General features: G+C 49.8%; 25 protein-coding genes. 13 read left to right on the top strand and 12 right to left on the bottom strand.

Features of this window, described 5'->3' with window-relative positions:
• Positions 1-8: 8 nt before the first annotated feature.
• The 6 genes from ibaG to mlaF are packed head-to-tail and all read right to left on the bottom strand — an operon-like array spanning position 9 to position 3,355.
• Positions 9-266: a BolA family iron metabolism protein IbaG gene (ibaG, locus tag EXY25_RS13220; RefSeq protein WP_114338146.1), complete on the bottom strand. Its 258-nt coding sequence runs from the start codon at positions 264-266 to the stop codon at positions 9-11.
• Positions 267-284: 18 nt separating this feature from the next.
• A complete protein-coding gene (locus EXY25_RS13225) occupies positions 285-596 on the bottom strand; it encodes an STAS domain-containing protein (RefSeq protein ID WP_114338145.1) in 312 nt (103 codons plus the stop codon).
• Complete coding sequence (locus tag EXY25_RS13230) at positions 593-1,252, bottom strand: MlaC/ttg2D family ABC transporter substrate-binding protein (protein ID WP_130567127.1); 660 nt, start codon at positions 1,250-1,252, stop codon at positions 593-595. The genes EXY25_RS13225 and EXY25_RS13230 overlap by 4 nt, the downstream gene beginning before the upstream one ends.
• Before the next feature lie 27 nt (positions 1,253-1,279).
• The gene (gene mlaD / locus EXY25_RS13235; RefSeq protein WP_114338143.1) at positions 1,280-1,768 is read right to left on the bottom strand and encodes an outer membrane lipid asymmetry maintenance protein MlaD; all 489 of its coding nucleotides are present in this window, start codon (positions 1,766-1,768) and stop codon (positions 1,280-1,282) included.
• 4 nt (positions 1,769-1,772) lie between these two features.
• On the bottom strand, positions 1,773-2,549 hold the full coding sequence (gene mlaE / locus EXY25_RS13240) for a lipid asymmetry maintenance ABC transporter permease subunit MlaE (protein WP_114338142.1): 777 nt from the start codon (positions 2,547-2,549) through the stop codon (positions 1,773-1,775).
• Complete coding sequence (mlaF, locus tag EXY25_RS13245) at positions 2,546-3,355, bottom strand: phospholipid ABC transporter ATP-binding protein MlaF (protein ID WP_114338141.1); 810 nt, start codon at positions 3,353-3,355, stop codon at positions 2,546-2,548. Before mlaF ends, mlaE begins: the two co-directional genes overlap by 4 nt.
• Positions 3,356-3,577: 222 nt before the next feature.
• Between mlaF and EXY25_RS13250 the strand changes: the two genes are divergently transcribed.
• The 11 genes from EXY25_RS13250 (at position 3,578) to mgtE (ending at position 11,922) form a co-directional block, all read left to right on the top strand.
• A complete protein-coding gene (locus tag EXY25_RS13250; RefSeq protein ID WP_130567128.1) occupies positions 3,578-4,546 on the top strand; it encodes a calcium/sodium antiporter in 969 nt (322 codons plus the stop codon).
• A gap of 41 nt (positions 4,547-4,587) precedes the next feature.
• Positions 4,588-5,145, top strand: a complete 558-nt coding sequence (gene kdsC / locus EXY25_RS13255; protein ID WP_130567129.1) for a 3-deoxy-manno-octulosonate-8-phosphatase KdsC — start codon at positions 4,588-4,590, stop codon at positions 5,143-5,145.
• Entirely contained in the window at positions 5,142-5,708 is a 567-nt protein-coding gene (gene lptC / locus EXY25_RS13260; protein WP_130567130.1) for an LPS export ABC transporter periplasmic protein LptC, read from the top strand. Before kdsC ends, lptC begins: the two co-directional genes overlap by 4 nt.
• Positions 5,692-6,222: a lipopolysaccharide transport periplasmic protein LptA gene (gene lptA / locus EXY25_RS13265; RefSeq protein ID WP_130567131.1), complete on the top strand. Its 531-nt coding sequence runs from the start codon at positions 5,692-5,694 to the stop codon at positions 6,220-6,222. The genes lptC and lptA overlap by 17 nt, the downstream gene beginning before the upstream one ends.
• A 3-nt stretch (positions 6,223-6,225) precedes the next feature.
• Entirely contained in the window at positions 6,226-6,951 is a 726-nt protein-coding gene (gene lptB, locus EXY25_RS13270) for an LPS export ABC transporter ATP-binding protein (RefSeq protein WP_114338137.1), read from the top strand.
• A gap of 89 nt (positions 6,952-7,040) precedes the next feature.
• Positions 7,041-8,537 (top strand): RNA polymerase factor sigma-54, encoded by a 1,497-nt coding sequence (locus EXY25_RS13275; protein ID WP_130567132.1) that lies wholly within the window; start codon positions 7,041-7,043, stop codon positions 8,535-8,537.
• A gap of 31 nt (positions 8,538-8,568) precedes the next feature.
• Positions 8,569-8,856, top strand: a complete 288-nt coding sequence (gene hpf / locus EXY25_RS13280; RefSeq protein ID WP_114338135.1) for a ribosome hibernation promoting factor — start codon at positions 8,569-8,571, stop codon at positions 8,854-8,856.
• Between the two features lie 8 nt (positions 8,857-8,864).
• Positions 8,865-9,314 (top strand): PTS IIA-like nitrogen regulatory protein PtsN, encoded by a 450-nt coding sequence (gene ptsN / locus EXY25_RS13285; RefSeq protein WP_114338364.1) that lies wholly within the window; start codon positions 8,865-8,867, stop codon positions 9,312-9,314.
• Positions 9,311-10,183, top strand: a complete 873-nt coding sequence (rapZ, locus tag EXY25_RS13290) for an RNase adapter RapZ (RefSeq protein WP_114338134.1) — start codon at positions 9,311-9,313, stop codon at positions 10,181-10,183. Before ptsN ends, rapZ begins: the two co-directional genes overlap by 4 nt.
• 5 nt (positions 10,184-10,188) lie before the next feature.
• Positions 10,189-10,467: an HPr family phosphocarrier protein gene (locus EXY25_RS13295; protein WP_114338133.1), complete on the top strand. Its 279-nt coding sequence runs from the start codon at positions 10,189-10,191 to the stop codon at positions 10,465-10,467.
• Between the two features lie 96 nt (positions 10,468-10,563).
• Positions 10,564-11,922 carry a magnesium transporter gene (gene mgtE, locus EXY25_RS13300; protein WP_130567133.1) on the top strand — a complete coding sequence of 453 codons (1,359 nt, stop codon included), beginning with the start codon at positions 10,564-10,566 and terminating at the stop codon, positions 11,920-11,922.
• A 61-nt stretch (positions 11,923-11,983) separates the two neighbouring features.
• Here the strand turns inward: mgtE and pmbA are convergent, their stop codons facing one another.
• Positions 11,984-13,369 carry a metalloprotease PmbA gene (gene pmbA / locus EXY25_RS13305; RefSeq protein ID WP_425455776.1) on the bottom strand — a complete coding sequence of 462 codons (1,386 nt, stop codon included), beginning with the start codon at positions 13,367-13,369 and terminating at the stop codon, positions 11,984-11,986.
• A 92-nt stretch (positions 13,370-13,461) separates the two neighbouring features.
• Between pmbA and yjgA the strand changes: the two genes are divergently transcribed.
• Together yjgA and EXY25_RS13315 are read left to right on the top strand one after the other, a co-directional pair.
• Entirely contained in the window at positions 13,462-13,989 is a 528-nt protein-coding gene (gene yjgA, locus EXY25_RS13310; RefSeq protein WP_114338131.1) for a ribosome biogenesis factor YjgA, read from the top strand.
• A 23-nt stretch (positions 13,990-14,012) separates the two neighbouring features.
• Positions 14,013-16,856, top strand: a complete 2,844-nt coding sequence (locus EXY25_RS13315; RefSeq protein ID WP_130567134.1) for an Ig-like domain-containing protein — start codon at positions 14,013-14,015, stop codon at positions 16,854-16,856.
• A 122-nt stretch (positions 16,857-16,978) separates the two neighbouring features.
• On the opposite strand, the gene tldD is transcribed toward EXY25_RS13315, so the two are convergent.
• From tldD to EXY25_RS13340, 5 genes are read right to left on the bottom strand one after another with little or no spacing between them, the layout of a single operon-like run.
• A complete protein-coding gene (tldD, locus tag EXY25_RS13320) occupies positions 16,979-18,427 on the bottom strand; it encodes a metalloprotease TldD (RefSeq protein ID WP_130567135.1) in 1,449 nt (482 codons plus the stop codon).
• Positions 18,427-19,254 carry a carbon-nitrogen hydrolase family protein gene (locus EXY25_RS13325; RefSeq protein ID WP_165419362.1) on the bottom strand — a complete coding sequence of 276 codons (828 nt, stop codon included), beginning with the start codon at positions 19,252-19,254 and terminating at the stop codon, positions 18,427-18,429. Before EXY25_RS13325 ends, tldD begins: the two co-directional genes overlap by 1 nt.
• Positions 19,251-23,339: a YhdP family protein gene (locus tag EXY25_RS13330; protein WP_130567136.1), complete on the bottom strand. Its 4,089-nt coding sequence runs from the start codon at positions 23,337-23,339 to the stop codon at positions 19,251-19,253. Before EXY25_RS13330 ends, EXY25_RS13325 begins: the two co-directional genes overlap by 4 nt.
• Positions 23,340-24,815, bottom strand: coding sequence for a ribonuclease G (rng, locus tag EXY25_RS13335; RefSeq protein ID WP_114338127.1), 1,476 nt, complete (start codon positions 24,813-24,815; stop codon positions 23,340-23,342).
• Entirely contained in the window at positions 24,793-25,419 is a 627-nt protein-coding gene (locus EXY25_RS13340) for a Maf family protein (RefSeq protein ID WP_130567137.1), read from the bottom strand. The genes rng and EXY25_RS13340 overlap by 23 nt, the downstream gene beginning before the upstream one ends.
• Positions 25,420-25,428 lie beyond the last annotated feature (9 nt).

Raw genomic sequence — 25,428 nt, forward strand, 5'->3', positions numbered from 1 at the left:
ACGACTTACTATGAGGGCATCATCAACTTACGTTCCCGTTGCCATTCATCAACGGTAAACGCTTTAATCGAAACTGCGTGCATGTCACCGGCAGCGATCGTAGCCATCAAAGGGCCATAAACCGTCTGCTGACGCTTCACTGATCGCATACCTTCAAAACAGGCACCGACAGCAATAATTTCATAATGACTACCGTCGCTTTTTACGTGTACTTCATCCAGCGACAGTGCATCAGTCAGTAATGACTGAATTTCAGTGTTATCCATTACAACCTCTTGGAAAGATCAGGCGGCTTTAGCCGCTTCAATCGGAAGGATATCGTTAAGATCAGAAACTTCGACTAAACGCATCAATTGTTCTGGCGCATTAACAAAATTAAGCACGCGCCCATGACGGCTTTGACAGGCAAATAACTCGAAAAGAAAGGCCATACCAGCACTATCACAGTGCTCAAGCCCTGACAGGTCGACATAGGTAATGCCTTCGCCACAGCAGAGGCTTTCACGTTTGTCCCAAAGGGTAGGAACCGATAGGCGATCTAGCTTACCGCTAATCTGAAAATGGCTGGCCTTAACCCGCTCAAAGGTTGCACTCATTTGGCCTCCTCCGGCTCAGATTGAAACTCGATCTTGGTCTGGTTCTTCTCTATCAGCAAATCGGTGACCGCATCCAACCCTTGCTGTCTGATAAGACCTCGCAATTCAGCCTCTTTCTGGCTCAACATACTGAGATTTTCAGCCACCATGTCATATGCTAGCCATTGGCCAGTTTTTTTGTTGCGGCGCATTTTGAAGTCAACGCTGATATCTGGCCTTCCAGGTTCTTGGATCAATGTCTTAACTGTGGCGTAGTTTTCATCTGATAACGCGCCAGGTAAAAAAGCAACTTTCTGGCCATTGTACTCAGTAAAAAGCTGAGCATAGGTAACAATAAGGTTCTCTTTAAATGCTTCCACAAAGCGATCACGCTGCTCTTTGGATGATTTTTTCAATTCACTCTGACCGATCACTTTATATGCGGCAAAGCGATAGTCGGCATAAGGGATAAGCTCTTCACGCACAATCTCCTTAAGCAATTCAGGCTGTGCAAGCAGCTGCTCCTGTTCAGTATTGATACGCCCAAAGGTTCGCTTCGACACAGCTTGCGCGAGCTTAAACGGATCATCCCTCAGTTCCGTTGGCAGCGGTTCAGCGACAGCAGCAGTAACCAGCAGTAACCATGCTGATAAAAAGGAAGTAAATTTGAATATCATTGAATACACAGTTGCCCTGCTCACTATTTACTTGGATTGACTATAGAGAAACTGCCCAATGAGATCTTCCAATACCAGTGCCGACTTGGTATCAGGGATCTTATCGCCATCGGCTAAGTAGATACTCTCTTCTTCAAACTCTTCAAAGCCTGGCTGCAGGCCAATGTACTGCTCGCCGAGCAGTCCAGATGTCAAAATCGATGCGGATGTAGAATCGGTAAAGCGGTTATAGTCAGCATCTAAACGCATCTCCACCACAGGCACCCAATCTGTTGGATCAAGGGCAATGGAAGCCACCCGACCAATAACAACGCCGCCAACTTTAATCGGCGCACGTACTTTCAAACCACCAATATTGTCGAACTTAGCAAACAGCGTGTACGAGTTCGTGCTGGTGCTCAACTCTGAGGTTGCCACTTTCAGTGACAACATAAGTAGCGCCAGAAAACTGGTCAGAACGAAAAAGCCAACCAATATCTCGATTTTACGCTGATCAAAACGCTTACTATTTTGCATCCATTTACCCGAACATAAGCGCGGTAAGGACAAAGTCGAGTCCTAGCACCGCTAACGAAGAATGAACAACGGTTTCAGTGGTTGCCCTACTTATCCCTTCTGAAGTAGGCACTGCATCATATCCCTTGAAAACCGCTATCCAGGTCACTACCAGCGCAAACGCTGCGCTCTTGATAATTCCATTGCCAATGTCTTCCCGCCATTCAACGGAAGAGTTCATCACCGACCAAAATGTACCACTATCAACTCCCAGCCACTCGACACCAACAAGGTAGCCGCCAAAAATACCCACGCTACTAAACATCAATGCCAATAACGGCATGCTAATGATGCCAGACCAAAAGCGAGGAGCGACGATCCGCTTCAACGGGTCGACAGCCATCATCTCCAAACTAGAGAGCTGCTCAGTGGCTTTCATTAAACCGATTTCAGCGGTCATGGCCGAACCCGCTCTGCCGGCAAACAGCAGTGCGGTAACCACTGGGCCAAGTTCCCTTAAAAGGGCCAAAGCAACCATAGGTCCAATGCTGGCTTCTGCACTGTAGTCCACCAATACATTATAGGCTTGCAATCCCAGTACCATGCCAATAAACAGCCCTGATACTAAGACAATCAACATCGACAAAACGCCGGTGATATAAATCTGCTTAATCAGCAGTGGAAAACCACGGCGTATAGAAAAACGCCCGAATAGCACAGCGGTCAACAATAAAGTAGCCCTGCCTGCGCCCGCCAAACTATCCAATACGCCGACGCCTAAGAGACGAATTCTCTCAATCACTTCGGATCAACTCCCTTAAGATCCTCTGCAAAACTATTCGCAGGAAAATGAAATGGCACAGGACCATCATGGGCACCATCTAAAAACTGGCGTACCAGCGGCGACTCTGATTGTCGAATCCGTTCTGGTGTGCCCTGACCAATCACCTTTTGGTCAGCAATAATATAAACGTAGTCGGCGATACTCATCACTTCCGGCACGTCATGGGTTACCACAATGGACGTCATATTTAATGCACTATTAAGTGACCGGATTAACTTAACCAATATTCCCAGAGAAATTGGATCCTGACCAGCAAACGGTTCATCGTACATGATCAGGTCAGGATCTAATGCAATTGCCCGAGCGAGTGCGGCTCGGCGCGCCATGCCTCCAGAGAGCTCACTTGGCATTAAATCCCTAGCCCCTCTTAACCCCACGGCTTCAAGCTTCATTAATACGATAGAACGAATCAACTCTTCTGGTAGGGCAGTGTGTTCGCGAATAGGAAACGCCACATTGTCAAAAACGTCCTGCTCGGTAAACAAAGCGCCGCTTTGAAAAAGCATGCTCATCCGCTTCCGAGCCTCATAAAGCTGGTGTCGGCTCATGCTTGGAATGTCGTCACCGTCGAACAACACCTCACCTTTAGTCGGTGTTAGTTGGCCACCAATCAGACGCAAGAGGGTCGTTTTGCCGATACCGCTAGGCCCCATAATGGCAACCACTTTGCCACGGGGAATGGTCAAATTCAGATCTTTATAGATAAATCTCTGGCCACGACGAAATGTAAGATTGCGTATATCAACAACGTTTTCAGTTGCCATGCTCCATAACCTCTACCGACTCTCGGGGCCAGTTGGCCGCATTGTCCCTTTAGCGGGCCGCTGATTGTATCCTTTTTACGTCTCGCGACCAAATCGAAAACTATTCAAAAAACTGTTTCTGATTATTGCTATGTTCGACATATCATTAAAAAAATGTCACTCTCTGCCACCAAAATGGCGCTTTCCTTGCATCTTTTATCAACGGTCAAAGATTAAAACCTTATGCTAATTCCGGCTCTCATTGTCATAGTTTCCCTCATAGTGCTGGTTTGGAGCGCAGACAAATTTGTCTATGGCGCAGCCGGGCTGGCTCGAAACCTTGGAATATCCCCCCTTGTCATTGGCTTAACTGTTGTCGCTTTCGGCTCTTCTGCGCCAGAAATGCTCGTGGCGGCATCCGCCTCCCTGAATGGCAACCCCGACACGGCGGTGGGTAACGCATTAGGTTCCAACATTACTAATATAGCCATGGTATTGGGAATTACCGCCTTAGTACGCCCGTTGAAAGTATCCTCGGCCACTCTCAAACGTGAGTTCCCGCTCTTGCTGCTAATTACGTTTGGTGTCAGTGCGATGTTTCTCGATCTCAACCTCAGCATCATTGATGGTTGTTTGTTAGTTGCCGGTCTGATTGCATTTACTGGTTTGATGATGCGTATATCGATGCAGGAAGCCAAGGCTGGAGATCCCCTGATTACGGAGGCTGAAGCAGAGATCCCAAGCGATCTTCCCACAGCCAAAGCCGTCTTGTGGCTGGCCATTGGACTTCTACTGTTATTAGGCAGCAGTGAGCTTCTCGTCACAAACGCGGTTGAACTGGCCCACTATTTTGGTGTCAGTGATCTAGTCATTGGCTTAACGATCATCGCCATTGGCACCAGTTTGCCGGAGTTAGCCGCCAGTGTGGCCGGCGCCCTGCGAAATGAAGGCGATTTGGCACTGGGTAATATTATCGGTTCAAACATCTTCAATTTGTTTGCTGTACTTGCCATGCCAGCGCTATTGGCGCCAGGTAAAATAGACGAGCAAGCCTTGTATCGCGATATACCGATAATGATTGGGGTAACGGTGTTGCTGTTCATTTTTTGTTATGGCTGGCGTGGTAAACGGATATTGGCCAAATGGGAAGGCGGCCTATTAGCTGCCTGCTTTATCGGTTACCAGATCCTTTTATTCAGTAACTTACGCTAAGCTTGGCTATAGCGCACCAAAGAAGCATGTTGAGAGAAGTGATGACAGAAACCGTTCAGACACTTTATGGCCATGTTAAAGCCGACATCTTGGCAAAAGCAGCGCGAATTCGACTACTGATTTGCGATGTTGACGGCGTATTCTCCGATGGCCGAATTTATCTTGGCAACGATGGCGAAGAACTAAAAGCTTTCCACACTCGAGATGGGTATGGCATTAAAGCCCTGCAATCCTCAGACGTCGCGGTTGCCGTCATCACAGGTAGACAATCGAATATCGTTGAACAGCGCATGACCGCTTTGGGTGTTGCTCATATTTTCCAAGGCCAAGATAACAAAGTGCAAGCATTCTCCAGCCTTCTTACCACGACCAACTTAACGCCAGAGCAGTGCGCTTATATTGGCGATGATCTGGTTGATGCCCCGGTGATGCAACAGGTCGGACTCGCCATCAGCGTGCAAGATGCTCACCCCATGCTCCATCGCTTTAGCCACTATCAAACCGTGATCCCGGGTGGGCGAGGAGCAGTGAGAGAGGTGTGCGATCTAATTTTGCAAGCACAAGACAAATTAGAGACAAGCCAAGGTTTGAGCATATGAACCGGGTTATTCTTTTTACCGTCATACTGTTTGGGGCTGCCATCGGGCTCTACTACTATCAGAGTTTGCTAAAGTCCGAGATCGATATTAATGCGAACAATCAAGGACAACAGCGGCCTGACTATACGGCCAAAACACTGCGCAGCAGGATTTACAACCAAGAGGGTCAGCTAGAGAATCAAATCTGGGCCAGCAACATGAAGTATTACACTGGTTCGATGACTCTTACGCAATTTGATGCGCCCAAGTTAGTCGTCTACCCAAGCGGTAAGCGTTCTGGTTGGACCTTAAACGCAAGCCATGGTGAATTAGAGCAAAACAACCTACTGCGTTTATCAGAAGATGTTGTGATCACCATGCTAACAGCACAGAATCAAACCAATACCTTACTGACAGATTATGTTGACATAGACCTGACAACCAATGATGTCAGCAGTGATCAACCAGTCACAGTAAAAGGGCCTGGCTACCGACTCGATGGAGTTGGATTAAAGGGCAACGTCGAACAAGAGCACATCGAAGTGCTAAATGATGTAAAAGCGACCTATGAACCTGAAAAATAGATTCACCTTCAGCTTAGTCGGCTTATTGCTGACCACATCGGCTTCCCTAGGCGCCGTTGAAAGTGACTTTAATAAAGAAGTCCGCGTGGATGCAAAACGCCAAAGTATCGATATTCAAAAAGGCATTATCTCCTTCTTTGACGACGTCACGGTAAATCAAGGCACATTACAGATCTTTGCCGACACTTTGCAGGTTGAGCAATCCGCAGGCGCAGGAAAAGAGGTGCTCATCGCTGTCGGTAAACCAGCGAAGTTCAGTCAGGTCTTGGAAAATGGCCAAAAAATGCATGCCGAAGCTGCAGAGATCCGTTACCGATTAGCAGATAACACTATCCAATTAACTGGCGCAGCGGTACTGACGCAGCAAGACAGCGTAGTGAAAGGCGAAACTATTCATTACGATATCGCCAAACAAAAAATGGTCGCAGAAAGTGGCACAGATAAAGATGATCGCGTGACAACCATTTTTCTCCCCGAACAGCTGCAACAACAGCTCGGCGAAAATAAGGAATAAACCATGGCGACATTGAAAGCCAGTCAATTAGCCAAGAGCTACAAAGATAGACAAGTAGTTAAGAATGTCTCTTTAGCGCTGAATGATGGCCAAATAGTTGGCTTATTGGGACCGAATGGGGCAGGTAAAACAACCACCTTCTATATGGTAGTTGGACTGGTACCCAACGATAAAGGGCGCATCACGATTGACGATGAAGATGTGACCCTTTCACCCATGCATATCAGAGCACGCAAGGGGATCGGTTACCTGCCACAGGAGTCCTCCATTTTTCGTAAGCTCAGTGTCGCTGACAACATCATGGCAGTACTGCAAACCCGTCCAGAGTTAAGCCGGTTACAGCGCACGGAAACCTTGGAACATCTGCTAGAAGAGTTTAGCATCACTCACATAAGAGATAGCTTAGGTATGTCACTGTCAGGTGGTGAACGCCGTCGAGTAGAGATAGCCAGAGCGCTGGCTGTGGAACCTAGGTTCGTGCTGCTGGATGAGCCTTTCGCTGGCGTAGACCCTATCTCAGTCACAGATATAAAAAAGATTATTCAACACCTTAGAGACCGTGGTCTCGGTGTATTGATCACTGATCATAACGTGCGAGAAACACTCGATGTGTGCGAATATGCTTATATCGTTAGCCACGGAGAGTTAATCGCCGAAGGAAAACCGGAACAAGTGTTAGCCGACCAAAAGGTACGAGACGTATATCTCGGGGAACAATTCCGGCTATAGTGTAAGTAACCAGCGTTGATACATCGGGCTCTTTTGAGTGCCGATTAACGATGACAGCAACAGCATTATTTTAAATGTCACGGAAGTAGATGAAACCGTCATTACAGTTACGTTTAGGTCAGCAACTCACCATGACGCCGCAATTGCAGCAAGCAATCCGGCTATTGCAATTGTCGACGCTCGACCTTCAGCAAGAGATCCAAGAAGCGCTGGATAATAATCCGCTACTCGAGCAAAACGAAGCGGAAGAAACCAGTGAGCAAGTTAATGGTGAAAGCCATACCGCGACTGACAAGCTGGAACAAACCACGGCTAATGCTGAAAATAATCAGTCGGAAGAGCGCGAAGATGCAGCCATGGAAACATCTGAGGCGCTCAACCAACAACAAATCAATGAAGAACTGCCTACCGATACAACCTGGGATGACCACCTTTCAGCAGCGCCCGTTTCAGGTTCCTCGTTCAGTGATGACGCCGACTTTACCTATCAAGGCGAAACCACAGAGTCGTTGCAAGATCATCTGGAATGGCAGATGCAATTAACCCCGTTCACAGATGTCGACAGAGCCATTGCGACATCGATAATCGATGGGATTGATGAATCGGGTTACCTGACGGTCACCGCCGACGATATTCTTACTTCTTTAGGGCAGGAAGATATCGAACTTGATGAAGTAGAAGCGGTCATTAAGCGAGTACAACTGTTCGATCCCATTGGCGTAGGTGCCCGCACATTGCAGGAGTGTCTGCTGGTACAACTCAATCAGTTTGCCAAAGAGACACCTTGGCTAAAAGAGTGCCGCCAGGTTATTGGCCAGTATATTGACCTGCTAGCCAGCCGGGATTATCGCCAATTGATGCGCAAGACCAAACTGAAAGAAGACCAGCTCCGTGAAGTTCTGCGGGTGATCCAATCGTTGAATCCGCGTCCCGGCAGCGCAGTGATCAGCGGTGATGAGCAATATGTGATCCCCGATGTGTCGGTAATGAAAAAAGCTGGACGTTGGGTGGTTGAGCTAAACCCCGACTCGGTACCCAAGCTGAAAGTGAATCAGCAATACGCAGCGATGAGCCGGACGGTAAAGAACACCACTGACAGTCAATATATACGCTCCCACCTGCAGGAAGCGAAGTGGTTTATCAAAAGTCTGGAAAGTCGTAACGACACCCTACTCAAGGTCGCCAACTGTATTGTACAGTTCCAACGCGACTTCTTTGAGTACGGCGATGAAGCGATGAAGCCAATGGTACTCAATGATATTGCCTTAGCGGTTGATATGCACGAGTCCACCATCTCTCGAGTAACCACACAAAAATATATGCATACCCCGCGGGGTATTTTCGAACTCAAGTATTTCTTCTCCAGTCATGTCAGTACTGAAAGTGGCGGAGAATGTTCTTCAACGGCAATTAGAGCGTTAATCAAGAAACTTGTGGCGGCAGAAATCCCTAATAAGCCTTTGTCAGATAGCAAGATTGCTGACCTACTGGCAGATCAGGGAATTCAGGTAGCGCGGAGAACCATTGCGAAGTATCGGGAATCCTTGTCTATTCCACCGTCAAATCAGCGAAAAAGCTTGCTATAGCAGGCAATAAAACTAAATAAGGATGAGGTCTATGCAAATCAATCTTACCGGCCATCATGTAGAAGTAACAGACTCTCTGCGAGAGTATGTCGACGGAAAATTTAGTAAATTAGAGCGCCACTTTGACCACATCAACAATGTCCACGTGATCCTCAATGTTGAGAAATTAACCCAAAAAGCCGAAGCCACACTGCACCTAAATGGTGGAGAGATCTTTGCGAATGCAGAGCATCGTGATATGTATGCAGCTATTGACTCGTTGATCGATAAACTCGATCGGCAAGTAATAAAACACAAAGAAAAGCTAAACGCTCACTAGAGATGTCTATGGATATATCATCCATACTTAGCCTGGACTGCACCCGAAGTGCAGTCCATGGTTCAAGTAAGAAACGAATATTAGAAATGGCCAGTGAATTGGCAGCCAAACACTTGCCAGAACATGGCCACAAAGCCATTTTCGAAAGTATTCTAGAACGTGAAAAGAAAGGCAGTACCGGTATAGGTAACGGCATTGCCATTCCCCACGGTAGGATCACTAACGCCAATAAAGCAGTCGCCGTGTTATTGCAGTGCGATGAGCCTATCGCCTTTGATGCAATTGATAACAAACCGGTGGATCTGATTTTCGCCCTCTTGGTTCCAGAACAGAGTTGTCAGGAACATCTGAAGACCTTGTCGGCTATCGCCGCCAAACTGTCAGATAAACAAGTCCTCAAACAGCTCCGCTGTGCCGCTAACGATCAACAATTATACGAAATCATCACCGATTCATGACCAGCACTGACGTGGCCGCAAAACCCAAACTAACAATTGTCAGTGGCCGCTCAGGCTCAGGCAAAAGTGTTGCGCTTCGCGTACTGGAGGATTTAGGTCACTACTGTGTCGACAACCTGCCGGTAGCCATGCTACCGACACTGGTTGCTCAGGTAAGTGGACACTATAGCGATATCGCCGTCAGCATTGACGTCAGAAACCTGCCCGAAGATCCACATACGCTGGAAACAATTCTCGACCTTTTATGTCAGCAATGCCGCTGTACGGTTCTGTTTATGGACGCGCAGCAAAGTGCATTGATCCAGCGCTTTAGCGAAACTCGACGGCTTCACCCACTCTCCAAACATGGTGTATCTCTGGAGCAAGCGATTGAAGCAGAGCAGCGCTTACTTGAACCGCTTATCTCCCGTGCCGATCTTCAGATAGACAGCTCTCAGCTGTCGATACATCAGCTCAGCGATCTGGTACGAGAACGGTTACTAGGCAATGCTGATCGCCATCTGGTTTTAGTATTTGAGTCCTTTGGCTTTAAATACGGTATTCCGCAAGATGCTGATTATGTGTTTGATGCACGATTCTTACCCAACCCCCATTGGGAACCAGAACTACGCCCCATGACCGGATTAGATGCTCCTGTTGAGCAGTTTTTTAGCCGCCAACCTATCGTGGCCAAATTCATCTGGCAGATAAACAACTTACTCAATACCTGGTTGCCACATCTGGAACTGAACAATCGAAGCTATGTAACCGTCGCTATCGGTTGCACCGGTGGACAACACCGTTCTGTGTTCATTGCCGAAACATTGGCAAAACAGTTCAAAGAGTTACGTAACGAAATTCAGATCCGTCACCGAGAACTAGGTCATTAGTCTTTATGACACAACGCATTGAAAAGAAACTACTGATAAAAAACAAACTGGGTTTGCATGCCCGTGCAGCAACCAAGTTAGTCATGCTGGTCAACAAATTTGATGCCGAAGTGATGATTGAGCATCAAGGAAAATCCGCTTCCGCCGCCAGTGTCATGGGACTGCTGATGATGGAAACCTGCATGGGGCAAGAGATCCAGGTCGTTGCCGAAGGGGATGAAGCACAGCAGGCACTGGATGCCGTTGAGTCCCTGATCAATGACAGATTCGACGAAAACGAATAATCCTCACCTGTTAAAGAAAAATTCTCTCTATTTTTCTGGTTGTTACGATACAATTCCGCTATCGAACTTTTTTAATCGATTGGAGGGCTTAAGGCGATGGCTGAAACTTTAGAGCAAGACCTTACCCAACAAAAATTAAAAGAGGTAAAAAATGCCCTCGATAGCGGCATGTTTATCCATGTTCGCCGCATTTTGCAGGAGATGGATCCTTCTGATGTCGCCCTTCTGTTTGAGTCTACCCCCACTAAGGGCCGTGCAGTCCTATGGCAGCTGGTCGATCCTGATCTGCATGGCGAGATCCTCGAAGAGCTGTCGGAAGATGTAAAAGACAGCATTATCCGCTTAATGGACCCGGAACTGGTCGCAGCGGCCACCGAAGGGATGGATACCGATGACTTAGCCAACCTGTTACGTGGTCTCCCAGACAGCGTCTATCGCGAGATTTTGGCACAAATGGACGCGCAGGACAGGCACAGGGTTGAAGCCGCCCTCTCCTATCCTGAAGAGACCGCTGGCGCGATCATGAATACGGATACTGTCACTCTGCGCCCTGATGTCACTGTCGATGTGATATTGCGTTACCTGCGTTTGAAAGGCGAACTGCCAGAGGCCACCGATAACCTCTATGTGGTTAATCTTCGAGACGAGTTACTTGGGCAAGTTTCACTTACCACCTTAGTTACCGCCAACCCCAGCGCCACCATTGCCGATGTGATGGACACGGGGGCAGAAAAGATCCCTGCAGACATGGAGGAAACGGAAGTTGCCCAGATGTTTGAACGTTACAACTGGATCTCCGCGCCCGTGGTTGATGACCGAGGAGTCCTGCTGGGCCGTATCACTATTGATGATGTCGTCGACATTATCCGCGAGGACGCCGAACACTCGATGATGAGCATGGCGGGTCTGGATGATGAAGAAGATACCTTTGCCCCAGTTCTCAAAAGTACCAAACGACGCACAGTATGGCTGGGGATCAACCTCCTGACCGCACTCATGGCGGCCTTTGTCAGTAACCTGTTTGAAGACACCTTAGCGCAGATGGCCACATTGGCCGTATTGATGACCATCGTTCCCAGCATGGGCGGGATCGCCGGCAGTCAGACCCTAACACTGGTGATCCGCGGCATGGCATTAGGCCACATTGGTGACAGCAACTCGCGCTGGCTGCTAGGCAAAGAAGCATTAATCGGGCTGTTAAATGGTCTGATCTGGGCACTATTGATCGCCGCAGTAGTCGCAGTATGGAAACAGGATATTAGAGTCGGGGCGGTGATCGCGTTTGCCATGTTGGTGAATATGGTTTGTGCTGGAGCCAGTGGTGTAATGATCCCACTGCTAATGAAGCGAATGAATATCGATCCTGCACTGGCCGGTGGCGTGGTGCTCACCACCATTACCGATGTTGTCGGTCTGTTCGCTTTCTTGGGTGTGGCCACCTGGTTATTGCTCTAGCCGCTAGACGCAGAGTTACCGACAAAGGCTGCTGCCAACAGCCTTTGTCATGCATAGCCGATTAGTTACCCGCTACCCGCATGTTCTCCAGCAGAATAGAGCCTGAGTGCATCGCGCCGCGATAATCGACATCGTTACCCACTGCGACGATCTGTTGGAACATATCTTTAAGATTTCCAGCGATAGTGATCTCTTCCACCGGGAACTGGATCTCACCATTTTCGACCCAAAAGCCAGCGGCACCACGGGAGTAATCACCAGTCACTATGTTGACGCCCTGCCCCATCACTTCTGTCACCAACAAGCCTTTGCCCATCTTTTGCAACAACGCTTTTTGATCACCATCGGTACTGGCCACTTGCCAATTGTGGATCCCGCCAGCATGGCCGGTCGACGCCATTCCCATTTTGCGAGCCGCATAGCTGGTCAACAGATAGCTCTGCAATACACCGTCACTGATGATATCGCGTTCAACAGTGGCAACCCCCTCCGAATCAAATGGGCTGCTACCAAGTGCCCTTGGCAAATGCGGACGTTCGGTGATATTGAAAAACTCAGGGAATATCTTCTCGCCCAGCTGATCCAGCAGGAAGCTGGATTGACGATAAAGGTTACTGCCAGATATAGCGGCTACCAGATGACTGACAAAGCCACCCGCCATCTCGGGCGAAAACAATACAGGCACACTGCAGGTATCCAGTTTGCGGCCACCAAGGCGCTCGACGGTCTTGCGGGCGGCTTCCTCACCAACCTTTTCTGCACTCCATAACGCTGCCGGATCTCGGGCGACAGAATAACCATAATCTCGCTGCATCTGTTCGCCTTCAGAGCCGATCACCACACAGCTCAAGCTATGTCGCGAGCTTCGATAGCCATGCAGAAAGCCATGGCTATTTCCGTAAACCCGGGTGCCATTGTGCGTACCAAAAGTGGCACCATCACTATTGACGATGCGAGGGTCATGGGCCAGAGCAACCGCTTCTGCACGGCTTGCCACCGCAATCGCATGTTCCACATCCATCGCTTGTGGGTGATAGAGATCCAGGTCCGGTACCTCTGTCGCTAACCAGCTTTTCTCAGCAGGACCATTACAGGGGTCTTCAGACGTATGACTTGCGATATGAACGGCTGCTTTCACCGCCTGAGACAACGCCTCTTTACTGAGATCGGAGGTAGATGCAGATCCTTTCTGATGCCCCATATAGACACTGATCCCGAGCGCACCATCCTGGTTAAACTCCAGCGTATCAACCTCACCTTTGCGCATCGACACCGACAACCCCTGTTGACGGCTGATAGCCACTTCGGCACCACTCACGCCTTCAGACTTAGCCAACGCCAAAGCATCTTCCACGGCTTGCTTTAATATGGGTAACTGCTGTTCAAATTCGTCCTGCTGCACAAAAATTCCACCATCTGAGGTATCGTTAACCTCATAATACTGCAATCGGCCTCAACTCTCAGCTTCTGACTGGATAGATCAGTGATCCATGTGGTATAGGTTACTCATCTTCCTTAAAAAAACAGTTCAATATCTTCATGGGTAAGACCTCAGACAAAAATCAGCCAGACGAAGAGCTGATCTCAAAATCTCAGCAGAAGCGAGAAATGCTTGCTTTACAAAAACTGGGAGAACAGCTGACCACGTTAAAGCCAGCTGATTTAGCCAAAATCCCATTAGAAGAGTCACTGGCTGATGCAGTGAAACTGGCTGTACGGATCCGCAACACTCGAGAGGGCTATCGCCGCCAGCTGCAACTGATTGGTAAGCTGATGCGCCATGCCGATGCCGACGCGATCCGCCAAGCGATCGAACAACTGAACAGTGTCCATCAGCAGGGAAATGCGCTCTTTCATCGCCTGGAAAAGTGGCGTGACGAGTTAATTTCCGGTAGCGATGAAACCATTAACCAATGGATGGCTGACTATCCACTCAGCGATCGGCAACGACTGCGCCAGTTCGTTAGACAAGCAAAGAAAGAACAACAACAAAATAAACCACCGAAATCAGCCAGAGAACTCTTCCGCTATCTGCGGGAGCTGGCCGAAGCGAGTGAAGATAAATAACAATCAAATAAGGCCCGGGCAATATGATAAGCAAAGCACTTTCCCGTTACCTGTTTACTCTGTGTACCCTACTTTCTTTAGTCGCCTGCAATGGCAGCTCCGGCGATGGCGACTTTAACGAATTCAACCAGCTTGAGTTAACCCTCAGGAACAGTGAAGGTGATAGCACAAATACTCTGACCGCTGGCGAAACCGCTTGGCTTGAAGCGAAAGTGGTCGATGTGTATGGCGAAGGGATCGACGGCCAGATCGTCGATTTCAGCAGTTCGTTAGGCTCTCTCAGCGCCAGCTCAGCCCTCACCGACGGTGGCGGAAAAGCCAGGGTGCAATTGCTAACCACCGGCGTCACCGGGGCCGGCACTCTCACCGCGAGCACCACACTGGAGTCCGTTGATGGCAGCAGCGAAGAGACCCTTACTGCATCAAGTAATTTTCAGGTCAACGCCAGTGGCGGTACAAACGAAGCATTACAACTCACCATCCTTGCCGATGACTGCCTGTCACCGACCTCACCAAGTTTTGTCGCTGGTAGCAGCTTTTGTTTGCAAGCCAGCCTAAGTAACGATGATGGTCCCGTTGTCGATACTATCGTCAGTTTCAGCGCCCCTTTGGGAACCTTGGCCAGCGATTCTCGCCTGACCGACGCCAATGGTATCGCCAACGTTTTAGTAAGCAGTGATGACACCAGCGTTGGTGCAGCAACCGCAACGGCAACGACTGGTGAGCTTAGTGAGCAAGCTGTTTATGAATTCACTTCCACTGGTGATATCGGCGGCGGTGAGAGTCCTAGCCTAGCAATAGTGATGCTGGATAGCGGCACGCCGGTGAATAGATTTAATGCCGGCAGCAACGTACAGCTACGGGCAACCTTGTTAGATGGCGAGAGCCAACCGCTGGAAAATCAGGTGATCAGCTTCACTGCAGGCTTAGGGACTTTAACCCCCTTCACCGCCCTAACCGCAGCGAACGGTCAGGCGGAAGTGACGCTAACCGGAACGGACACCGATCTCGGTGCAGATCAAGCGATAGCCACAGTATCAGTCGACGACTTAACGCTATCTGCCAGCCTCAGCTATGAGATCCTTGCTCGTGACGCTATCGGCGACGGCGACACCATATTGCTAGGATACTGGCCTGACAAAGCCGATCCGGCCAGTTTTCAAAATGGCGTGATTGGTATAGCCACTGACAGCATCAGTGCAGGCGGTACCGTCGGTCTCACCGTAGATTTAGTTGAAATGGCGGACGATGGTAGCCTTAGCGCCCTATTGGAACCTGCGACAGTCAGTTTTACTTCCGGCTGCTCAGCAGATGGTAAAGCCAGCTTAGATGCCACCGCACAAACCATCGCAGGACGGGCACAAGCGACTTTTCAGGATCAAAGCTGTGCCAGTGGCGGCGAAATCAGTGACAGCTTACTTGCCACTGTCAGTAATAGTTCAAGCACGCTGAATGCTCTGGCAACCCTCACCATTGAAGCAGAAGCCCTGGGCTCAATTGAGTTTGTCTCCGCTGAGCCCGAGCAGATCGTACTCAAAGGTACGGGTGGACAAGGCAATCAGGAAAGCTCAACCGTCACTTTTTTAGTCAAAGGCAGTCAGGGCTCGTTACTACCACAGCGTCTAGTCTGCTTCAGTCTGGATACTCAGGTTGGGGGCTTAAGCCTAAGCCAACAGTCAGGACTGACTAACTCAGAAGGTCTGGTTACCACAAAAGTGCAATCAGGGAATGTGCCGACGCCGGTAAGGGTCACCGCCCAAACACAACAGGATGCCACCGCTTGTCCACTCACAGGCGATGACATCATACAGAGCCAATCAGATCTATTGACCATAAACACCGGGCTGGCAGAACAAAGCAGCTTCACTCTGTCCCCTGACATTCTCAACCCAGAAGCATGGCGCCATAACGGCGAAACAGTGACCTTAACTGTCTGGTTGGCTGACAGTTTCAATAATCCGGCCCCAGATGGCACAACGGTTAACTTTACCGCAGAAGCAGGTCAGATCACCCCAAGCTGCCAAACGCTATCTGGCAGTTGCCAAGCCACCTGGACCAGTACTGATCCACGCCCAACCGACCATCGCGTTACCATTCTGGCATCAGCCGTGGGTCACGAGACTTTCTTCGATAACAACGGCAACGGCATATTTGATGAGGCTGACGGCACCGCAATTGCCGCTGGCGCCTCGGTCAACGCAGGCTTTAGCCAGCCCGGCGTAGTCACAGGGTTTGTCGATATGAGCGAGGCTTGGCGAGATGATGACGAAAGCTTCATCAGAGAAACTGACGAGCCTTTCTTAGACTACGCAAATAGTGGCGGCTTCAACCTTGCCGATGGCCTGTTTAATGGCCCGCAGTGTTCCGGCAGCCTATGTGGCAGTGCCGACGCCGGCAACAATAAACTGCATATTCGCCGAGCGATCGTATTAATCATGTCGGACTCTGCAGCCAATTGGGAACTGGACTATCTCAATGGTAGTTTTGATGACTCAAGCACCCAACAGCAAGGGGCTGGCAACACTGGTGTAATTGGAGCAAGCGGCGTCACTTTGAACGCAGGCGCAGCGGCCAACTTGAGTTTTCACATCGGTGACAGTATGGATCAGATACTCCCTGAAGGAACAACCATCGTAGTCGCCAGTGACCAAGGCGACCTAACCGGCACCACCAACATCACCGTCGCCAACAGCCGTGGTACCGCCATTGGCTCAGCAGATAGCTATAGAGACACGGTCAGCTTTAGCCTGCTAAATACTCTCGCACCGGGTGATCCCACTGAGGTTGGCTTTATCACTGTCACCATCACCACACCAAAAGGACTGGGTATGGTGCTACAGGTGCCGCTAACGATGACGGGGCTCTAACCTTCACCCTGCGATAATCACAATAAAGCCCAGCAAATGCTGGGCTTTATGTTTAACGAGATAGCATCGATTGATGTCTTGCAATCGAATCTAACGATTCCTGTTCACTTAGCATCTGGTCACTAAGCTGTTCCGCCGACGGTCAGCTGATCCAGCTTAATAGTTGGCTGCCCGACGCCGACGGGAACACTTTGACCATCCTTACCGCAAACACCGACCCCTTTATCCAACGCCAAATCGTTTCCAACCATAGAGATCTGTTGCATCGCCTCTGCACCAACGCCTATTAATGTGGCACCTTTAATTGGCTTAGTCACTTGGCCGTTTTCGATAAAGTAGGCTTCGGACGCAGAAAACACAAAACGACCGGAAGTAATATCTACCTGACCACCGCCAAAGTTGGGGGCATAGATGCCACTCTCAACCGACGCGATAATCGCTTCCGGCGTATGCTCTCCCGGCAACATATAGGTATTTGTCATTCGCGGCATCGGCAGGTGGGCATAAGATTCCCGGCGACCATTCCCGGTAGGCTGCTCGCCCATTAAACGGGCATTGAGCTTATCTTGCATATAGCCTTTGAGCACACCCTCTTCAATCAAAGTGGTGTACTGTCCCGGTGTGCCTTCATCATCAATAGATAATGAGCCCCGACGCCCTGCCATGGTGCCATCATCAACAACGGTGCATAATGGACTGGCGACTAACTCGCCCACCTTACCAGCAAACGCTGAGGTACCTTTACGATTAAAGTCACCTTCCAGACCGTGCCCCACCGCTTCATGCAATAACACGCCGGGCCAGCCGGCACCGAGAACCACGGGCATGGTTCCCGCTGGCGCATCAATGGCAGCTAAATTCACAGTCGCTTGCCTTACCGCTTCTCTGGCATAGCCTAAGGCGACTTTCACAGCGTTGTCGGAGGCTAAGAACATCTCATAGCTACCGCGGCCACCACCGCCCGCAGAGCCTCGTTCACGCCGCCCATCCTGTTCTGCCAGAACGGTACAATTAAGTCGAACTAAAGGGCGGTAATCTGCGGCTAAAGTGCCGTCAGAGGCCGCCACCAATATCTGTTCATAAACCCCAGAAATAGACGCAATCACCTGCTTGACCCGCGGGTCCATGCGTCGAGCTTCCGCTTCCATCTCATGCAGTAAAGCGATTTTGGTTTGTTCATCCCAGCTATTAAGCGGGTCTTCAGCAGGGTAAAGCGGAGCCGCTGCCATCGCTTTAAGGGCAACACAGGGCTCTGCATGACTCGCGCTACGGGCGATGCCGCGTGCTGCAGTTGCTGCGGTTCGGATCGCTGAAGGGGTGATCTCATCGGCATAGGCGAAGCCGGTTTTCTCTCCTTGCACCGCTCGGACACCGACGCCACGTTCAATATTAAAGCTGCCCTCTTTAACAATGCCATCTTCTAACATCCAAGACTCATGGCGACTGGACTGAAAATAGAGATCGGAAAAATCCAGAGGCTGCTGATGAAGAAATGCGAGCGTTTCTTCCAATGTGGCGATGGTGATACCTGTCGGCTCAAGCAGATGTTGCTGCGCCAATGCAATAGACATTAAGACTCCTTACCCCAATGACAATGAAAGCGGGCATGTTGCGATACCGGCATGTTACTACGGATACGTGCCATTTTCTCACTATCCATGGCAACACTGATCACCCCTTCCCCTTTCTCCAGCTCGGCTACCACCTCGCCCCAGGGATCGACAATCATGCTGTGACCAAATGTCTCGCGCCCATCCGCATGCACGCCACCTTGATCGGCGGCCACCAAATAGCATTGGTTTTCAATAGCTCGAGCACGGATTAACGTATGCCAATGCGCCTCTCCTGTGACCTGCGTAAATGCCGCAGGTAACGAGATAACATCAGCGCCTTGCTGCCGCATCCAACGGAACTGTTCAGGAAAACGGAGATCGTAACAAACAGCCATCCCCAAATTGCCGAGAGGGGTTGGCACGACCGTCGGTGTGGCACCATGAAGATATTGGTCTGACTCGCGATAACGGCCAGTAGCATCATCCACATCGACATCAAACAAGTGGATCTTATCGTATTTGGCAATGGTTTCTCCGGCTGGAGAAAACAGCAAACTGCAGGCTGTCACTTGATCATCAGCGCGTAAAGGAAAGCTGCCTGCGACTAGCCAAAGCTGAAACTGCTTAGCTAACGCCGCCAATTGACGCTGAATGGGACCATCGTTAGGTGACTCCGCAATGGTTTGCAGAGCCTGTGGATCTCCGCCAAAGCAAAGCACGCTTTCTGGCAACACCACCAACTGGGGGCGATGTTCCGGCAGCTTACTTAGCAATACGACTAGGCGAGCAAAATTATCTGCCGGTATCGGGCCACTGACCATTTGTACCGCGCTCAACCAGCTCATGCGGCCTCAGCCAATTTAGAGTCAGAAAGCTTACCCGTGGCATCAACGCTGCCTCCGTCAGCATCCTTTATCTCCTCAGACTCCTGCTTCTTCAGCTCTTTCATCTTCACGTCTTTACTCTTGCGATCCAATTCATAGACTTTCGGCTCAGACATGGTGCCTTCAATTTTCATATTGACCTGATAGACCACTTCAACCACAGGGTCGATCACCTGAGTTAGCGCCAATACCGCCAATCCAGTGACAGGGGTAATAGCAAACGCGGTCAATACTGGCAGGCTCGCAGTGAGTTTAGGATAAAACACCACGTCATAGTCCAGCTCTTCTGTCACCAGTGAGGTGTGGCCAGCAATAGTCATGGTGCCTGAGGCGCCTACCATCTTCAGGTCTTTCGTAGACACAACACCACTCTCAATATCGTAATTGCCTTTGAAGGTATTGAAAGTGAGCCCCTTATCAAACATATCGCTAAAATCCAGGCGCAAACGCCGAAGCAGCGTATCCAGGCTAAGCATGCTGATGATCCCAACACCGCCACCGCCCGCATCAACAATGTAACCATCCTTCATATTGGTCGACATGGTGCCGTTGAAGTTCTTATGGGTATACTGTTCGGGGTAGCCCAACCAAGAAAAGTCAAAGGAGCTATCCATCGTGGCATCTCGGATCAGTGATGGCAAACCAACAAAATCAGCGGTTTCGCCAGTGTCCTTACTCACAAAAGTGCCCTTAACCTGAGTGACAATCTGCCCCTCTCTACTTTCGCGCCAGCCACCTTGCATCCGCAGTTTGCCATCTTTGGCATCAACGTTTAACGCTTCCAGCGACATCCCCTTTGCCCCGTCATGCCAAGGTTGTAGCTCAAAGACGACTTGCCCTAAGGTGTATTTGTCATAAACACATCGCTTACATTTTAACGAGATAGCTGGCAGCTTTCGGCTCTCTGTTGCCGCAAGTTCATCAAGCAAAGCCCCTTCTGCGTGTTCACTATCAACAGACGGTGCCCCCGCTCCAGAATCATGGTCAGCGCCAGCCCCATCCGTATGACTTTTTAATACAACACTCTCATCAGCACCATCGGCGGGGATCTCATCAGGCGGTTCTGCAACACTATCCGTCTCACCCTTATCGCTGCTATCTGTCGCCTCAAATTGGTGATCAAGCATTAATGTTAGATATTCAGCATTAATCACCGCTGAGTCATTGGCGTAGGTAAAATCCAGTTCCGCCTGATCACCACTGACCTGACCACTCAACACACCACTATTGGCAGTCACATCCAGATTAAACTGTTCAAACGCTAAACCAGACACCGTCAGTCGTCCAATATCAGCGCGTAACTTCCTAAACTCAACACGGTTAACGTTTTCTGGTGCAGACAGGGACACCCCATCCACTTTATCAGGGTGCAGCACTGACAGTTGGTCGAGCCAGGGGGACAGATCGAACTCAGGTAATTTTACGCCAACTTGTACATCACCATTTTTGGATGGCGGTAAGTCAGTATTGCCAATTGCCACACTGACGGAATCCAATAATAGATCATCACCATCGTCGGTCATTATCACCCGACTCCTATACCGCTCAGGAACTTCCGTATCGATACGCAAGGTCTGACCGTCATGGTTCAACCGCACCATCATCGGCCAAGAGGCTTCAGCAGGCTTATCAAAAGGCGCAGGTAAATCAACGCTCACCCCCTTTAGCCCGCTACTCACCGTAATATCGGTGAGGATTCTCTCGCCTATCGACCGGACAGCAACAGCCCCCTGCCAATCCGCCGAACCCTGTGCCAATGCCAAACGCGGATCATCCCATAGGGCACCAAGCGCAGACACGGGCCAGTGACCATCAACCGAGGCATCAATACGATAGTCATCATTACCCGTTTCACGACCATCCAGATCAAAACGCACCGGCTCACCGTACAAGGTGGCGGTCGAGCTTCGCATCTGTATCGTGCTATCAACAAATGACAAACTGCCATTAACCTGCTGCAAGGTCATTCCTGCCGCGGCGATTGTCACCTCATTATTTTTGAAGAACACTTCACCTTTGGCTACTACAGGATCTTCTTCGTACAGCGGGATGGTTAAATCAAGTTTCGCTGTAACTCCGCCCTTAACCGGCAGATCTTCAAGCACTTGCCCCACCGGATCTTGGAATGGCGATGCGTTCATTAACGCGGTAGCTTTGGGTCCATCACTGCGTGCCGATGCCTGAATAAAAAGCACAGACTTGTCTTGAAACTCCGGAATATCCGCTTGCAATGACAGCAGTTCAGTGCCCATCAAATCACCTCCAGAAGAGGTGATTTTAAGGCCATCATTCTCAAACATTAGCCGCAGATCAACCGGGTCTAACGCTGGCCATTCAGGGTCAAATTTAAATCTGGCTTTATCCAAGTTGAGGTGGGCTTGAAAGATGCCTTTATTATTACTGTAGGGGAATTCAGCAAAGCTACCATGCCAAAGCAAACCGCCCTGCTGGCTATTCCCGCCCTGTAAGGCATCAGTTAGATAAGCCACCAACTCCTCGTCCATCACCGGCAGCGGGTAATAACGGTAAGCCGACGCAGCATCATTCAACGAGGTATCCGCGTACAAAGATAAAGAGGTTTGTTCGGCAATATCTAAATGAAAACCAGCCGTCACCCCCAAGTCAGGTGTTGTCAGCGCGACACGATCGGAGAACAGTTGAAAATGCCCCGGCTGCTGCAACCAATAAAGCACGCCGCCCATCTGCTCAATCACTAGCGGTTCAGCGAACACCTCGCCGACATCAACGGCTAACTGCCGCCCTTGCAAACTCAGGTGACCACTTCCAGGGTTAATAACCAATCGACCATCGATGCCCTTCACCCCCGGTATGCCCTGCCAATGATTCCAACCCAGCCCCGAGACATCGGCCGACAGATGTAAGCTCTGTTGACTCACATCCACATACATATTGAAGCGTTTCAGGATCCCCTCCGGCTTCAACCCCCTCAGCGGATCTTCAACCTCGGGTGGCAACACCGGCGCCAAGGTCAACAGGGGAAGTAAGCGACTGATATCCAGCTCTTTAACACTCACTGCCATTTTATCATTGTGGTATTTCCCGGCCACTTCGTAGTCTTTCCAGGTCTTACCATCGGTGGCAAATTGAGTACCACTGGAAGCGAACTGCCAGCCGCCTTCCGCTAATGGCAGCCATTTCGCACTGCCACCATTCAGAGTCAAACTGTGGCTCTCTCCACCTAGATCCCAGTTCAGGTGGTTTTCACCAAAATCAACCCAAACTCCGACAAGGCGATCCCAGGCAAAATCGACCCATACTTCAGCGCTTATTTCGTTTGATGTCACCTGATAAAAATCACCCAGCACCCTGTTCAGATAGCGGGTAAAATTGACCCCTTGAGCATCAATATAGAGTTCCCCCTGCAATGAATCAGGGTTACCCAATTCTCCAGCCACATTCAACACAAAATTAGCCGTTTCCTGAGACTGTGACTCTAAAACGATTTCACCCTGGCCCTGATGTTTACCGTTGCGGTTTAACCAGCTCACCCGATTAATCTCGATTTTACGCCAGTGGTCATCCGCCTGACGTAACAAAAGCTCAGAATTGGTCAGTTCCACTTTCGATAAGTGCACCAGAAAAAATGTCGCTAATGTATGCCTGACATCGAGATCCATCTGATTATTAGCAGCTGACTTTGAAGGGTCGACAGTAAAACGCACGCCATCCAAGGTGAGATCTTTAAAGCGCAACTCGCGGTGATAGAGGGTACGCCAAAAATCCAGCTCGACGCGCGCTTCGGCCACTGACAACTGCAAGCTAGAGTCATCGACATCCAGCAGAGTTAAGCCTTGCAGAGAGAGGGATGGGCCTAACTTTTCCCAGCGCGCACTCAGGCTATCAATGGCAAGGTGAACATCGTACTCGTGCGCCATCCACTGCACGATCTCGTCACGGTAATCGTCGAGGTATGGCAACAACGCCCGCGCACCACTAACCGCCATGGCCGCTAGCACCAAAAATATGGCGACAATCAGCCAAGCCTTTTTCAACCAATAAAGTGGGGATATGAACCGTTTAGTCACTTACATCATCACCACATCAAACTGCTCTTGAGCATAAAGTGCTTCTTGCTGCACTGACACCTCTTTGCCAATAAACACCTTTAGTTCCGCAAGGTTATGAGACTCATCACCTTCACCTTCCAACGCTTCAGCCACACTCGGTGAAGCATAGACCACGAAGCGATCGGCTTGGTAAGCCTTATTCACTCGCAGGATCTCACGCAAAATTTCATAGCAAACTGTTTCCACGCTCTTCACCGATGCCCGCCCCTGACATTCGGGGCATTCAGCGCACAACACATGCTCAAGGCTTTCCCGCGTGCGCTTACGCGTCATCTCCACCAAACCTAACGACGAAAAGCTACTAACACTAAAGCGGGCTTTATCTCTGGCTAACGCCAACTCCAAGCTATGCAGTACCCGGCGCTGATGGTCTTCATCCACCATGTCGATGAAATCAATAATAATAATACCGCCGAGGTTGCGTAATCTAAGCTGGCGGGCGATCGCCTGCGTCGCTTCCAAGTTGGTATTAAAGATAGTCTCTTCGAGATTTCGATGACCGACAAAAGCACCAGTATTGATATCTATGGTAGTCATCGCTTCGGTCTGGTCGATAATCAGGTAACCCCCAGACTTAAGTTCAACTTTTCGATCCAATGCCCGTTGGATCTCATTTTCAACATCAAACAGGTCGAAAATAGGTCGATCACCGGCATGGTATTCAACGGTATCGGTAAGTTCAGGGACAAACTCTTGCAGAAACAGTTTTAATCTTTGATAGGTTTGACGGGAATCGATACGCAAGCGGTCGATGCCGGTGCCAACATAATCTCGCAGAATACGAAACGCCAGCGGCAGATCTTCATATAAAACACTACAGGGCTGACACTCAGTGCGTCGCTGTTGAGTTTTTTGCCACAGTAGGCGTAGGAACTTGGCGTCTTGCTCGAACTCTTGGTCGCCGACACCCTCAGCAGCCGTACGAACAATAAAGCCACCCAGTTCATCAATATGTTTACTCGCTAGATCTTTCAGTCGAGTTTTCTCATCCTCACTCTCGATGCGTTGCGAGACACCCACATGGCTTTGCCCTGGCATAAAAACCAGATAACGAGAAGGTAGGGTGATATCCGTAGTCAAGCGCGCCCCTTTAGTGCCCAAGGGATCTTTTACTACTTGCACCATAATGTCCTGACCTTGGCGCACTAGCTCGGCAATATTGCCCGCTTGAAAATGCTCCTGTTCAACGTCAGCAACACATTCAGTATGGGGAACGATATCTGAAGCATGGAGAAAAGCGGCTTTATCTAAACCGATATCGACAAACGCTGCCTGCATTCCCGGCAGCACCCTACTCACCTTACCTTGATATATATTGCCGACGATACCGCGCTTGGCACGTCGCTCAATATGTACCTCTTGCAAGATACCATTTTCAACCAGCGCAACCCGTGTTTCACTGGGTGTCACGTTAATCAATAATTCCACGTTCACCCAATTCTCCTGAATATTGTTTCACCAACGTCTGTTGAGCCTGCTGCAACAAATGCTCTGTCTCAACCAAAGGCAACCCGACCACAGCACTGTAACTGCCATTAATCCGCTCGACAAAGCGGCCACCCAAGCCCTGAATACCATACGCACCGGCTTTATCAGCAGGCTCTCCGGTTGCCCAATACTCGGTGATATCAGCGTTCGATAATGGCCGAAACCAGACTTGGGTTTCCACACATTGACTAAATACTTTATCCGTAAATGCCACCGAAATAGCGGTCATCACCTGATGTTCCTGACCTGATAATAGACCGAGCATGGTAAATGCATCTTGATCATTCTCCGGTTTCCCAAGGATCTCCCCTCGCGCAACCACGATGGTGTCGGCTGCCAGAACCAATGTATGGGGGTGCAACGCCGATACCGTCAGCGCTTTTTCCTGCGCCAGACGCGTCACGTGCGCTCGGGGTTGCTCACCAACATGAGGGGTTTCATCGATATCGGCAGGTATGACAGCAAAAGAGGGCCATAGTTGGGATAATAACTCTTTCCGCCGTGGCGAAGCGGATGCCAGAGTGAGCGGAACGGTCAGATGCAGCGCCATAGTGCCCTC

The organism is Corallincola spongiicola, from assembly GCF_004284785.1.
Classification (GTDB): Bacteria; Pseudomonadota; Gammaproteobacteria; order Enterobacterales; family Neiellaceae; genus Corallincola; species Corallincola holothuriorum.

Bases quoted from the DNA above. Each gene is read 5' to 3' on its own strand.
- lptB (WP_114338137.1), top strand. From the start codon at position 6,226: ATGGCGACATTGAAAGCCAGTCAATTAGCCAAGAGCTACAAAGATAGA.
- EXY25_RS13315 (WP_130567134.1), top strand. From the start codon at position 14,013: ATGATAAGCAAAGCACTTTCCCGTTACCTGTTTACTCTGTGTACCCTA.
- lptA (WP_130567131.1), top strand. From the start codon at position 5,692: ATGAACCTGAAAAATAGATTCACCTTCAGCTTAGTCGGCTTATTGCTG.
- lptC (WP_130567130.1), top strand. From the start codon at position 5,142: ATGAACCGGGTTATTCTTTTTACCGTCATACTGTTTGGGGCTGCCATC.
- EXY25_RS13225 (WP_114338145.1), bottom strand. From the start codon at position 596: ATGAGTGCAACCTTTGAGCGGGTTAAGGCCAGCCATTTTCAGATTAGC.
- ibaG (WP_114338146.1), bottom strand. From the start codon at position 266: ATGGATAACACTGAAATTCAGTCATTACTGACTGATGCACTGTCGCTG.
- EXY25_RS13230 (WP_130567127.1), bottom strand. From the start codon at position 1,252: ATGATATTCAAATTTACTTCCTTTTTATCAGCATGGTTACTGCTGGTT.
- EXY25_RS13275 (WP_130567132.1), top strand. From the start codon at position 7,041: ATGAAACCGTCATTACAGTTACGTTTAGGTCAGCAACTCACCATGACG.
- kdsC (WP_130567129.1), top strand. From the start codon at position 4,588: ATGACAGAAACCGTTCAGACACTTTATGGCCATGTTAAAGCCGACATC.
- mlaF (WP_114338141.1), bottom strand. From the start codon at position 3,355: ATGGCAACTGAAAACGTTGTTGATATACGCAATCTTACATTTCGTCGT.
- mgtE (WP_130567133.1), top strand. From the start codon at position 10,564: ATGGCTGAAACTTTAGAGCAAGACCTTACCCAACAAAAATTAAAAGAG.
- tldD (WP_130567135.1), bottom strand. From the start codon at position 18,427: ATGTCTATTGCATTGGCGCAGCAACATCTGCTTGAGCCGACAGGTATC.
- EXY25_RS13250 (WP_130567128.1), top strand. From the start codon at position 3,578: ATGCTAATTCCGGCTCTCATTGTCATAGTTTCCCTCATAGTGCTGGTT.
- yjgA (WP_114338131.1), top strand. From the start codon at position 13,462: ATGGGTAAGACCTCAGACAAAAATCAGCCAGACGAAGAGCTGATCTCA.
- hpf (WP_114338135.1), top strand. From the start codon at position 8,569: ATGCAAATCAATCTTACCGGCCATCATGTAGAAGTAACAGACTCTCTG.
- EXY25_RS13340 (WP_130567137.1), bottom strand. From the start codon at position 25,419: ATGGCGCTGCATCTGACCGTTCCGCTCACTCTGGCATCCGCTTCGCCA.
- EXY25_RS13295 (WP_114338133.1), top strand. From the start codon at position 10,189: ATGACACAACGCATTGAAAAGAAACTACTGATAAAAAACAAACTGGGT.
- EXY25_RS13325 (WP_165419362.1), bottom strand. From the start codon at position 19,254: ATGAGCTGGTTGAGCGCGGTACAAATGGTCAGTGGCCCGATACCGGCA.
- rapZ (WP_114338134.1), top strand. From the start codon at position 9,311: ATGACCAGCACTGACGTGGCCGCAAAACCCAAACTAACAATTGTCAGT.
- ptsN (WP_114338364.1), top strand. From the start codon at position 8,865: ATGGATATATCATCCATACTTAGCCTGGACTGCACCCGAAGTGCAGTC.
- mlaD (WP_114338143.1), bottom strand. From the start codon at position 1,768: ATGCAAAATAGTAAGCGTTTTGATCAGCGTAAAATCGAGATATTGGTT.